Source organism: Gemmatimonadetes bacterium SCN 70-22 (assembly GCA_001724275.1).
Lineage (GTDB): Bacteria > Gemmatimonadota > Gemmatimonadetes > Gemmatimonadales > Gemmatimonadaceae > SCN-70-22.
Genome location: MEDZ01000061.1, coordinates 1 through 11418, shown reverse-complemented (window position 1 = coordinate 11418; position 11418 = coordinate 1). Strand labels below are relative to the sequence as shown.

The 11418-nt window shown below is 75.0% G+C and carries 10 protein-coding genes; 9 read left to right on the top strand and 1 reads right to left on the bottom strand.

The annotated features are described in order from the left end of the window. Positions 1-189 precede the first annotated feature (189 nt). The 8 genes from ABS52_18425 (at position 190) to ABS52_18390 (ending at position 9434) form a co-directional block, all read left to right on the top strand. On the top strand, positions 190-1065 hold the full coding sequence (locus ABS52_18425) for a hypothetical protein (protein ID ODT00510.1): 876 nt from the start codon (positions 190-192) through the stop codon (positions 1063-1065). Beyond that, positions 1066-2463, top strand: coding sequence for a hypothetical protein (locus ABS52_18420; GenBank protein ID ODT00509.1), 1398 nt, complete (start codon positions 1066-1068; stop codon positions 2461-2463). Next, on the top strand, positions 2382-4640 hold the full coding sequence (locus ABS52_18415; GenBank protein ODT00508.1) for a hypothetical protein: 2259 nt from the start codon (positions 2382-2384) through the stop codon (positions 4638-4640). Before ABS52_18420 ends, ABS52_18415 begins: the two co-directional genes overlap by 82 nt. Beyond that, the gene (locus ABS52_18410; GenBank protein ODT00507.1) at positions 4637-5248 is read left to right on the top strand and encodes a twin-arginine translocation pathway signal; all 612 of its coding nucleotides are present in this window, start codon (positions 4637-4639) and stop codon (positions 5246-5248) included. The genes ABS52_18415 and ABS52_18410 overlap by 4 nt, the downstream gene beginning before the upstream one ends. Before the next feature lie 22 nt (positions 5249-5270). After that, positions 5271-6533: a hypothetical protein gene (locus tag ABS52_18405; protein ID ODT00506.1), complete on the top strand. Its 1263-nt coding sequence runs from the start codon at positions 5271-5273 to the stop codon at positions 6531-6533. Continuing rightward, complete coding sequence (locus ABS52_18400; protein ODT00512.1) at positions 6530-7456, top strand: hypothetical protein; 927 nt, start codon at positions 6530-6532, stop codon at positions 7454-7456. The genes ABS52_18405 and ABS52_18400 overlap by 4 nt, the downstream gene beginning before the upstream one ends. Before the next feature lie 288 nt (positions 7457-7744). Next, the gene (locus ABS52_18395) at positions 7745-8419 is read left to right on the top strand and encodes a hypothetical protein (protein ID ODT00505.1); all 675 of its coding nucleotides are present in this window, start codon (positions 7745-7747) and stop codon (positions 8417-8419) included. A gap of 4 nt (positions 8420-8423) precedes the next feature. Beyond that, the gene (locus ABS52_18390; GenBank protein ODT00504.1) at positions 8424-9434 is read left to right on the top strand and encodes a hypothetical protein; all 1011 of its coding nucleotides are present in this window, start codon (positions 8424-8426) and stop codon (positions 9432-9434) included. Positions 9435-9524: 90 nt separating this feature from the next. On the opposite strand, the gene ABS52_18385 is transcribed toward ABS52_18390, so the two are convergent. Then, a complete protein-coding gene (locus ABS52_18385) occupies positions 9525-9929 on the bottom strand; it encodes a hypothetical protein (GenBank protein ODT00511.1) in 405 nt (134 codons plus the stop codon). 117 nt (positions 9930-10046) lie between these two features. Here ABS52_18385 and ABS52_18380 point away from each other — a divergent pair. Beyond that, the coding region (locus ABS52_18380; protein ODT00503.1) for a primosomal protein N' at positions 10047-11418 on the top strand (1372 nt) is incomplete at its 3' end.

Below are 11418 nucleotides of genomic sequence, written 5' to 3'. Positions count from 1 at the left end.
GGAGGGGGTCGGGGCGGAGCGGATCGTGCGGGAGGTGATGGAGCGAGTGGGCGCGCCGGCGAGCGGCGTGCGGCTGTAGGGTACGAGGGAGGAGGGAATGGTACGGGGGGTGGGAGGGGGTGGGGGTAGGTTGTTGTTGGGGGGGGCCCCCCGAGCCTCCTCCGACTCCGCCGCCTGACGGGTCCCACGATGTCCATCCCGCGCGAGTACGGCCCCATCCTCGACGCGGTTCGCGGCCTCACCTGGCCGGCGCGCCGCCGGGTCGGCGGTACCCACACCGGCGCGCACCCCTCGCGACTGCGCGGGCGCGCGCCCGAGCTCAGCGAGTACCGGCTGTACCGGCAGGGTGACGACCCCCGCCAGCTCGACTGGAAGCTGCTGGCGCGAAGCGACCGCCCCTTCACCCGCCTCGCGGACGACCGCGCGGTGCACCCGACCTGGTTCCTGGTCGATGCCTCGGCGTCGATGGCGTACCCTGCGACCACGCATGCCAAGTGGGCGATGGCCCGGGCCCTGACCGTGGGGTTGGCGGCCATCGCGCAGCGGAGCGGCGATCCGGTGGGGGCGGCGATCGTCGCCGCGGGGGGCACGGCCTTCGTCCGGGCGCGGACCCGGGCCGACGTCCTGCTCGAGCTCATGTCCGCGTTAGGCAGCGTAACGCCGTCCGGCTCCCCCCAGGGGGCCCCGGCGCTGCTCCAGGTGCCGATGGGGGCGCGGCTGGTGGTGGTGTCGGACCTGCTGGGCGACGAGGGGGCGCTGCGCCGGGCCGCGGCGACGCGCGCCAGTGCGCGGGGCGACGTGCATGTGCTCCACGTCGTCGCGCGCGACGAGCTGGCGCCGCCTCCCTCGGTCGCCCTCGCCGTCGATCCCGAGGATCCGGCGATCGAGCGCCCGCTCGACGCGGTGGCGCGGGCGGCCTACCAGGCGCGCTTCGCGGCGTGGCGCGAGGAGACCGCGCTCGCCTGGCGCCTGTCCGGGGCGGCGTACCGTCAGGTGCAAGCCGAGGAGGACGCGGCGCTCGTCGTGCGCGCCGTGGCGACGTCGGCGCCGGCCGGGGAGGGATAGGTGCCGGTCCTTGCCGCGCCCGCGTACCTCCTGGCCGCCCTCGCCGCCTCGGCGGTGGTGGTGGCGTTGCACCTGTGGGGGTGGCGGCGCCCGCCGGCCGTCCCGCTCCCGACGGCGCGGTTCGTCCCGCCGTCGGCGGTGCGCGCCCTCTCGCCGGAGGTCCGTCCGAGCGACCTCGTCCTCCTGGCGCTGCGCGTCCTGGCGTTGCTCCTGGCGGGGACGGCCCTGGCCCGTCCCGCCGTGGCGCCCCGCCGTGCGGGAGACGCGAGGGTCATCGTCGTCGATGCGTCGCGCCGCGTGGGGCGCATGGCCGAGGCGATGGACAGCGCCCGCGCCCATGCCGCCGGCGCCGACGCCGTGTCGTGGATCCGCGTCGATTCGGCGGCATGGACCGCGAGCGACAGCGCCGTGGGCGAACGGGGCGAGGTGCGGGGACGCCTGGGGAGCGGCCTGGTTGCCGCGATCCGCGAGGCGCACCGCCTGGCGACGACGCACGGCCGCGTGGCCATCGTGGTCGTCTCTCCCTTCGCCGCCGAGAGCTGGGACGAAGGGGTGGAGGCGATGCGTGGGAGCTGGGGTGGAGCGCTGGTCCCGGTGCGCGTCGCCGCACGCAAGGCGGAGGGGCCACGCGCGGGGGAGGGAGAGCGCGTCCTCCCCCCGCCCGGCGATCCCATCGGCGCCGCCTTCGCGCGGGCCCTCGATGCATCGGTGCCCCGCCTCCGCGTGCGTCGCACGCCCCCCACGGCGGATGACTCGGCGTGGGCGCGGGCGGGCGGACTCGTCGTCTCGTGGCCAGCGGAAGGCGCCGGCGCCGCGACGGGCGCCCCGGCCGCGCGTCCGGGGGCGGCCGGCGCACCCGGTGCCGCCCTCGTGCTGCCTAACGACATCCTCGCCGCCGGCGCCGTCACGGCCGCCGGTCACCTCGGGCGCGCCCGTGTCGCGCTGCCGCAGGGGGTGACCGTCCTTCGCTGGGGCGACGGGACGCCGGCCGCGACGGAGGCGGCGCTGGGACTCGGTTGCATCCGCACCGTCGGCGTGACCGTCCCCACTGCGGGCGACGAGGTGTTGCGCCCCGCCTTCCTGCGATTGGTGCGCGCACTGGCGGGGGCGTGCGGGGGGGGGAGCGAGGCGCTCGTCGATGGCGCCACGCTGGCCCGTTGGGCGAGTGGCGCCGCCGGCGGGGGCGCGGAACGCCCGGCCGAATCGGGCGCGCGAGTCGACGGAGCACCAGGGGTCGAGGTACGCCCTCCGCACGCGGGGAGCGATGCGGCGCAGCGCTGGCTCCTGGTTGCTGCCGGGGTCGCGCTCCTGGCCGAATGGTGGGTGCGCCGGCGGCGCGGAGATGGCGCGGACGACGCGCCGCCGCGCACGGTCGGCGCGCCGCAGGGGGGCGCATGAGCGCGGCGACGGGACCGACGGGTGAGCGGCCTCGCGCCGCCAGGCGCAGCGAGGGAGGCGGCGCCACGACGGACGATGCCACGGTCGCGACGAGGGTCGCGCGCTGGCGCTCGTGGTTGCACGCCACGGCCATCGCCCGTGGTGCGCTCATGGGCGCCGGCGCTGGGCTCGGCGCGTGGGCGCTGGTGCGCGCCGCGGTCCCGTCGCCAGCGGCGGCCTCGGGGGCACTGGGCGGCGTGCCGGGGAGCGCGCTCGCCGGTGTGCTGGCCGGCGTGCTGGCGGGCGTGCTCGTCGCGGCGGTCACCTGGTGGCGGAGCGCGACCCGGGCGCTCTCGCCGCTCCGCGCCGCGCTCTGGATCGAGGAGCGTGAACCGGCGCTGCGCTATGCCCTGGTGACCGCGGTCGACCCCGCGGTGCCGGAGGGGGCGCGCGCGGCGCTCCAGCCGTCGGTGAGCGCGGTGGCGTGGGAGGGGGCGGCGCGCCGGGCGCTCGCGCGAGCGTTGCGCCTCCCGGCGATCGTGGCGGCCGTTGGGGCCGGGGTAGCGCTCCTCGTCCCAGCCGGCGGTGAGGTCGCGGCCTGGCGCGCCGCTCGCACCGGAGCCGGCCCCGCCGAAGCCGGCGCATCGTCGTTAGGCGAGACGATGGTGCTGGTCGAGCCGCCGCGCTACACGGGGCGCGCCGCGGAACGCCTCCGCGCGCCGGCGCTCGTGCGCGCGTATCCCGGGAGCCGGGTGACGCTGAGCGGGGCGGGCGACAGCGCCGCGCTCCGGATCGCGCTCGATTCGCAGCCGCTGCGCATTGCCGCAGGGCGTGACCGATGGGAGGCGACGTTCGCCGCTCCCGCGGCCCGCGCCCTGCTGCGCCTCGGGCGAGGCGACGAGAGCCGCCTCGTCGCCCTCGAGCCGCTGGTCGACTCGGCCCCGCTCGTGACGCTGCGCGCGCCGGCACGCGACACCGTGCTGCGCGCGCCCCGCGGGACGATCGCGCTGGCGGCCGACGTGACCGACGACCTGGGGATCGCGGGCGGGGCGTTCGAGTACATCGTGAGCTCGGGCCAGGGGGAGCGCTTCACCTTCAAGTCCGGGACGTTAGGCACCCTGTCCGCGCGCGGGGCGACCCGTGGGACGCTCGCCGGCGCGCTCTCGCTCGAGGGATTGGGGCTCGCGGCGGGGGACGTGGTGCACCTGCGGGCGGTGGCGCGCGACCGCAACGACGTCGCCGGCCCTGGGGTGGGGGCGTCGGAGACGCGGACCATCCGCATTGCCCGAGCCGACGAGTACGACTCGCTCGCCGTCGAGCAGGCGCCGCCGGCGGAAGTCGACCAGTCGCTCCTGAGCCAGCGCATGCTCATCAACCTCACCGAGGCGCTGGTGAAGCGGGCGCGCACGCTCGGGCGGCCGGCGGTCGTGTCGCAGTCGCGCGCGATCGGGCGCGACCAGGCGCGGCTACGCAAGCAGGTGAGCGACATCATCTTCGCGCGGCTCGGCGACGGCGCCGAGGCGGCGGGGGAGCACTTCCACGGCGACGGGCACGGGCATGCCGAGGGGGATTCGATGGGGAAGGGGCCGCTGACGCCGGAGCAGCTCCTGAAGGCGGCGGAACGGGCGACGGTGATCCAGGGGGCACCGACCGACTTCGAGCACGACGAGACGCCGGTGGTTGCGATCAACCGCCCGATGCTGGAGGCCTACAACGCGATGTGGGAGGCGGGGCGGGCCCTCGACGGCGGCGAGCCGGCGCGGGCGCTCCCGCCGATGTACGTGGCGCTGGCGGCGATCCAGCGCGCGCGGGCGGCCGAACGCCTGTACCTGCGCGGGGCACCGCCCCGCGTGGTGGTGGACCTGGCCCGCGTGCGGCTGGCGGGGAAGGAGCGGGGCGTCCCCGGGGCGCGCACCCCCAGGGCGCGGCTCGACGCGGCGCGCGCCCCGCTCGTCGCGCGCTTCGGCCGGGCGCTCGACGCGCTCGAGCGGAACCCGGCGGCCGGGGTCGACTCGCTGATCGTGTTGCGGCTGGCGGTCGCCGACCGCCTCCCCGCGGCGGCGGGCGCGCTGGAGGCGGCGATCGGCGCGCTGCGCGCCTCGGGCGATGCCACGTCGTTGCTCCTGCGCGCCCGGCGGGCGCTGGACGACGCACCCGTCGCGCGCGACGATATCCCCGCCTGGGGGGTGCTGCCATGAGCACGTTCACCTTCGCCACGGCACAGTACGAGTCGGGGGACTGGGACTCGGCGCCGCTGGTCCCCGCCAACCTGATCGACTCCGTCGCGCGCTACACGTCGATCGACGTCGCCCCGTCGGGGGTCGTCGTCCCCCTCGGCTCCGAGGCGGCGTTGCGCTACCCGTTGTTGTACCTGACGGGGCACCTCCCGGTGCGCTTCACGGCGCAGGAACGGCGGGTGCTGGGGCGCTACCTCGAGCGGGGCGGCCTCCTGTTCGTGGATGACCACAACCACGACGTCGACGGGATGTTCCACAAGACCGCGACCGAGGAGCTGCAGTCGGTGGCCGGTCCCCTGGGGAAGCTCCCCAACACGCACGCGCTGTATTCCGCGTTCTTCCGCTTCGAGGACGGTCCCCCCAACACGTCGCACGAGCTCAACGGGTGGGGCGACAACCTCGTGCACCCCTACCTCCTGGCCGCACTGCGGGGCGACCGCATCTCGGTGCTCTACAGCAACAAGGACTACTCGTCGGAGTGGAACTTCCACCCCGACAACAAGCGCTTCTACTCGGTCGACAACACGCGCTTCGGCGTGAACCTGGTGGTGTATGCGCTCACCCGGTGACCGTCGGCGGGGCGAGCGCGCATTGCGCCTGACGGCTTGGCTCGCCCTGGGGGGGCTCCTCTGGCTGGCGTGGCGCCCGGCCGCGCCGGCTGCGCCGGCCAGGAGCGTCGAGTCGGCGCGGGCGCTCCCCCAGGCCCTGCGCGAGGCGACGGTCGCCCCCGTCACGCGCCTCGACGTCACCCTCGACTCCCTCCCCGGGCGCTCGGAGCGCGCCTGGGCCCGGGCGCTCGCCTCGGCGGGGACAGCGATCCACTGGCGGCTCGCTCCGGGCGCGAAGCCCGGCATTGCGCTCACCGTGGAGCCGGTCAGCTCGCCCAACGGAGGGGGGCGCGTCATCGTTTCCGCCGCTGCGGGAGAGGTGGTCACCCTCCGCGACGCGGCGGGGAGCATCGATTCGGCCACGACGGGCGTGGGCGGGGTGCGCGTGCTGGAGGCGACGATCGACGGAACGGTGATGGCGGCCACCAGGGGCGCGGCGGCGAGCGCGGCGCTGCGCGACTCGGTGGTGCTGCGCAAGGTCCTCGTGCTCGCGCGCGCGGGGTGGGAAGGGAAGTTCACGGTCGCCGCGCTCGAGGAGGCCGGCTGGGAGGTGGCGGCACGCTTTCGGGTCGCCCCGGACGTGGTGGTGAGGCAGGGAGGCGACGCCCCGATCGACACGGCTCGTTATGCGGCGGTCGTCGCCCTCGACTCGAGCGCCGCCCCCCTGGGCGCGGCCATCACGCGCTTCGTGCGGAGCGGTGGGGGGGTGGTCCTGGGCGCCGAGGCGGCCCGCCTGGCATCGCTGGCCGGCATTGCGCCCGCGCGTGCGGGACAGGGCGTGGCGCCGCTCCTCGGCGCCTTGCCGACCGCCGCGCCGCGCCGCGCCCTCGGGGGCATCGCCTATACCGCGTTGCGGCCGGCGGCAGTCGTCCTCGAGCGCACCGGCGCATCCGCGCGCGTGGTGGCAGCGCGGGTCGATGGCGGCCGCTCCCTGGCCATCGGCTATGATGACACGTGGCGCTGGCGCATGGAGGGGGGCGACGGCGCCCCCGCCGACCATCGGGCGTGGTGGTCGGGGCTGGTGGCCTCGGTCGCCCACGCCCCGCTGGCTCCGCTGGCGGTGGTGGCGGCCACCGACGAGGCGCCGTACCCCGCGCTCGTCGAAGCGTTAGGCGAGCCGGCCGCCGGCGCGGCCTCCGGCGCTCCCCCGGCGTCGCGCGACGCGGGGGAGCGCATCCTCTTCACCATCCTCCTGGCCGCGCTCCTGGCCGAGTGGGGATCCCGCAGACTCCGAGGTGCCCGTTGACCGTCGCCTACATCTCCCACGCCGACTGCGGACGCCACGACACGGGGTGGAATCATCCCGAGCACGTCGGGCGACTGCGCGCCATTCCCCGCGCCCTGCGCAACGACTTCGCCCTCTACCAGGCGCTGGAGCATTGCGAAGGGCGCCACGCGAGCGAGGAGGAGCTGGCGATCGCCCACGCCCCGGCGTACATCGCGCGCGTCCGCGAGGTGGTCGAGGCGGGGGGAGGGCGGCTCGACGCCGACACCGTGGTGAGCGAGGGGTCGTGGGCAGCCGCCACCGCGTCGTGCGGGTCGGTCCTCGACGGAGTCGACATGGCCTTCGACGGGCGGGCAAGCCGGTCGTTCGCCGCGGTGCGCCCGCCGGGGCATCACGCGCTGCACGCGTACGCGATGGGGTTCTGCCTGTTCGGCAACGTGGCGATCGCGGCGCACTACGCGCGCGCCCGGCACGGAGCGCAGCGGGTGCTCATCGTGGACTGGGACGTGCACCACGGGAACGGGACGCAGGCGCTGGTGGAGGACGAGCCCGACATCCACTTCGTGTCGATGCACCAGTGGCCGTGGTACCCGGGGACGGGGGCCGCCGAGGATCGCGGTCCGCACGGGAGCATCTGGAACGTCCCGATGCCGGCCGCCCGGCCGGCGGAGGAATACGTCGACGCGCTCCGCCGGGGGGTCGACGCCGCCACCGCGGGGTGGATTCCCGACCTCATCCTAGTCTCGGCGGGCTTCGACTCGCTTCGTGGTGACCCGCTGGGAGGCTTCACGCTCGAGCTCGAGCACATCGAGCTCCTCACCCGCCAGCTGGTCGACCGCGCGCGCGCGTGGTGCAACGGACGTTTAGTCAGCGCGCTGGAAGGGGGATACGTCCCGGACCGGCTGGGCGACGCCTGCGTGACGCACATGCGGGCGCTGTTGTAGGCGGCGCGGGGCTCCGCCCCCCGCGCAGGGGGAGGGGGGAGCGCGGGGGAGCCGCGGCATCGCCGCGGCCCCAGGCCCGGCGGGGAGCCTGACACCGGGTCCACGACGGCGCGATGGGCTTCCGCCAATGTTCGGCGCGGCTCAGGTCTGGATGGCGGGGAGCGCGACGCATAGACTCCCCGTCCCCCGGGGAATTCGGCAGAATCTGCCGGGTTCCGGGCGCCCCCATCGAGTCGTCTGGATGGTGTCGCCCATCGCCATACGCCCGCCCGATCCACGACGATTCACGTGCCGCGCACGCGCAGTCTCCGCACCCCCGCCGTCGGCAACGAGGCGCTGCAGCTGTTCGGGATCGTCCTCCACGATGCCGCGGCGCCGCTGCACGTGACGGGCGTCGATCTCGTCCCGCTGCGCGACCTGGCGGCGCTGACGCAGCCGGCGGCGTACGAGCGCCTGGCGGCGACGAGCGCGGCGCTCGAGGAGTACCGGCGCATCGTGGAGGAGCGGTTCCGCGCGCAACCGGTCGTCCCCGCACCGTTCGGGACGGTCTTCCGCTCGCGCAGCTCGCTCCTGCACTGGATGGAGCTGCACTACGTGTCGCTGATGGATGCCGTGCGCTTCGTGGGTGACCGGCGGATGGCGCGGGTGCGCATCACGCCGCACGCCCTGCCGCCGGCGGAGATGACCGACTCGCGCGAGGGGCGTGCCGCCGAGTTCGAGACGACGGTCTTCGACTCGTTCCGGTTCCTCCGGAGGAGCGCCGTCGCCTGCGTCACCTTCGCGCCGGAGGCGCTTGCCGGGAGCCGCAAGGCCGCCGAGGCGTCGTTCCTGGTGGAGCGCGACCAGTGGGGGCGCTTCCAGGACGCCATCGGCGAGGAGCGGCGCCGCCTCCCCGAGCTCGAGATCGAGGAGAGCGGCCCCTTTCCGCCGTACGATTTCGTGCGCCTGCAGTTCGGGGCCTGACGCGATGTTCTGCCCTGACTGCGGCACCTGGAACCGCACACGCGCGGCGAAGTGCGTTCGCTGCACCTCGGCGCTCCCCGAGGTCAACGTGGTCCCCGCCGAGCAGCCGGATGGCGAGCTCACGACGCTGCGGAAGGCGTCGGGGGGGCGATACCGCGTCGTCAGGCGGATGGGGAGCGGCGGGATGGCCCATGTCTACTTCGCCTACCACGCCACCCTCGACCGCCCGCTGGTCATCAAGGTGCTGCACGCGCACCTGGCCAGGGATCCGGAGATGCGCGAGCGGTTCAAGCGCGAGGCCGAGGCGTCGAGCCAGCTGCTGCACCCGCACATCTGTCCCATCCTGGACTACGCCGATCTCGACGACCTGGTGTACCTCGTCATGCCGCACATGGCGGGCGGTTCGCTCGCCGACATCCTCGTGCGCGACAAGACCGTCTCGGCCGCCGTGTCGGCGGTGATCAGTGCGCAGGTGGCGACGGCGCTCGACTACGCCCACCGCCGTGGCGTGGTGCACCGTGACATCAAGCCCGACAACATCCTCTTCGACGAGGACGGGCATGCGCTCATCACCGATTTCGGGATCGCCACCGCGCGCTTCCACGGGCGCCTGACGCGGAGCGGGCGGGCGATGGGGACGCCGCACTACATGTCGCCCGAGCAGGCGATGGGCAAGATGGTCGACGGGCGGAGCGACATCTACGCCGTCGGCGTGATGCTGTACGAGATGCTCCTCGGCTTTCCGCCGTTTGACGGCGCCGACTCGTACTCCGTCGGCTACAAGCAGGTGCACGAGGCCCCGGTCGCCCCCGAGGTCGTCGACTCGCGCGTCCCGGCCGAGCTCTCGGCGATCGTGATGAAGTGCCTCGCCAAGCCGGCGGGCGATCGCTACCAGGGCGGGTTCGAGCTGGCGGATGCGCTGCTGGAGTACCTCGTGGCCAACGGGACGCCCGCCCAGCAGCGGATGGCGTGGTTCTCGCGCCGCACGAGCCCGATCGCGGTCGGCGCGCTGTAGCGGCGCGCGGACGGCGCGCCGTGGCTTCGCCGTCGGCTCACCGCGGGCGTGTGGGTGCGCCGGCCGCCGCTCCCGGCCGCCCGGCGATCGTTAGGCGCCGAGGAAGCGCTGGCGCTGCTCCGGCGGCGGAAGGGGGCAGGCGTCGTACCGCCCGAAGACGCGATATCGCACGCGCGCCACGCGGTCGTACATCCAGTCGCGCAGGGCGCGCGGGAGCAGGTAGCCGATGAGCGCAAGGCGCCACGGTCCTCCCACGTAGCGCGCGATCTCGAGCACGGCCGTCGACTTCACCCACGCCCCGTTGCGGTGGAGGAGGATGACGGAGTCGACCCCCGCGAGGGAGGGAAGGAGGCGGCGTGCCTCGCGCCCGATGGCGCTGTCGAGGGGGGCGAAGCGCATCGCCCCGTCCCGGTCGTGCCGGAGGATCCACCGCACGGTGCGGTTGCAGAGCCCGCACACCCCATCGTACAGCAGGATGAAGCCGTGTTCCTGCAGCAGCGGCGCCAGGGGAGTTGGCGCCGGGGAGGGCGGAGGGCGGCGCGGCGACATGGGCGAAAGGTACACACCGTGGCGTCTCCCTCATCCCTCGTCCCGGGGGGCTACCTTTCCCCCATGCCCGTCGTCTCGCCCCGACGCCTCGTCGACGTCGCCCTCCCCGTCCCGGTCTTCCGCACCTTCTCGTACGCGGTGGAGGGGGAGCTGGAGCACCTCCCCGTGGTGGGGAGCCGGGTGGTGGTGCCGTGGCGCAACAGGGCGGAAGTGGGAATCGTCGTGGCCACCGACGTCGCTCCGGTGGAGGGGGTGGCGTACAAGCCGGTGCGCGCGGTCCCCGAGGCCACCCCGGCGGTGGGGGGGGCGCTCCTGGCCACCTGCCAGTGGCTGGCGGATCACTACGTCGCCCCGTTGGGCCTGGCGCTGCGAAGCGCCCTCCCCGCCGCCCTCACCGGTCCGGGGGCGCCGTCGCCGCCCGGCAAGACGCGGCGGACGCTGGTGGTGACTTCGACCATCGAGTCGCTGATGGCGCGCGATGCCCTCTTCAGGCGCGCGAAGCGGCAGCGCGAGCTGTACGAGTTCCTCGAGGCGGCCGGGGGGCGGGCGAGTGTCGCGCACGTCGTCGAGCGGCTCGGCGTATCGGACGGGGTCATCGAGGCGCTCGTGCAGCGCGGGGTGGTGCGGGTGGAGCGCGAGGCCGTGGACCGCGACCCCTTTGCCACGCGCATCGGGACTCCGCATGCGCTGCACCAGGCTACACATGCACAGCAGGCGGCGATCGGCCGCATCACCGCCGGGGCCCGGGGCGACGTCTTCCTCCTGCACGGGGTGACGGGGAGCGGGAAGACGCTGGTCTACCTCGAGGTCCTGCGCCGGGTGGTCGACCAGGGAGGGCGCTCGGCCATCGTCCTCGTCCCTGAGATCGCCCTCACCCCGCAGACCGTCGACCGCTTCCGCGGCGTCTTCGGCGACCGCGTCGCCGTGCTGCACTCGGCGCTTAGTGACGGCGAGCGGCTGGACGCGTGGCGGGCGCTGCGGCGCGGCGACAAGCGGATCGCCGTCGGCGCCCGCTCGGCGATCTTCGCCCCGCTCGACGACGTGGGGGCGATCATCGTCGACGAGGAGCACGAGACCAGCTACAAGCAGAACGAGACGCCGCGCTATCACGCGCGGGACGTGGCCATCGTGCGGGCGCGGCACGAGGGGGCGGTGACGGTGCTGGGGAGCGCCACGCCGAGCCTGGAGAGCTGGGTCCTGGCACGAGAGGGGAAGTACACCCTCATCTCGCTCCCCGACCGCGTGGGGGGAGGGGTGCTCCCCGAGGTCGAGATCGTGAACCTGGCCCAGGCCGGGCGAGGGGAGGCGTGGGAGGGAGGGGAGGGGAGTGCGATCGCGTCGGAGCGGGTGGCGGCGGGGCGCAGCGAGCGGGGGGCCCCCCCCTACGACAACACTACACCGACCGCCTCCCACCCCCCAACCCAATCCGTTCCCA